Here is a 403-nt window from a genome sequence, read left to right as displayed (position 1 = left end):
GCCAATGCCCTGCGTTTGTCCGGTTCCACCGTTGTTGCCACCCCCCACCCAGGCCGCGCCGCTGGGCCTGCGCGCGGGCATTCCTGTCACTGATGGCTCATATCCCACAAGGAGTACTGCAATGAAGCGTTATGCCTCCCTCTCGATGATGGCCTTGTTCCTGATGGCGGGCGCGGCCTTCGCCGGCGGCCAGACCACCACGCCCACCACCGACCACGGTCAGCACAAGCCGGCGGCGGCCGATGCCGATTTCACCAAGCTCGATGCCAACAAGGACGGCACGCTGTCCAAGGAAGAACTGGCCAAGCACAAGCTGGCGCCGCACTTTGGCATGCTCGATAGCAACAAAGACGGCAAGCTGAGCCCGCAGGAATTCGCTGCCGGCAAGGGTATGTAAGTGTTC

1 protein-coding gene is annotated in these 403 nt (G+C 63.0%); it reads left to right on the top strand.

Annotated features, from left to right (window positions below; translation table 11 throughout):
* The first annotated feature begins 121 nt into the window (after positions 1-121).
* Positions 122-397: an EF-hand domain-containing protein gene (locus KVS69_RS18910; RefSeq protein ID WP_217539508.1), complete on the top strand. Its 276-nt coding sequence runs from the start codon at positions 122-124 to the stop codon at positions 395-397.
* Positions 398-403: the final 6 nt, after the last annotated feature.

Origin of the sequence: Stenotrophomonas sp. GbtcB23 (assembly GCF_019091045.1) — a bacterium.
In the GTDB taxonomy this organism is placed as follows: Bacteria; Pseudomonadota; Gammaproteobacteria; order Xanthomonadales; family Xanthomonadaceae; genus Stenotrophomonas; species Stenotrophomonas rhizophila_A.
Note: the sequence above shows the minus strand (reverse complement) of the source record. Positions and strands in the feature narration are given on the sequence as shown.

Coding starts and splice junctions, on each gene's coding strand:
- KVS69_RS18910 (WP_217539508.1), top strand. CDS start 122: ATGAAGCGTTATGCCTCCCTCTCGATGATGGCCTTGTTCCTGATGGCG.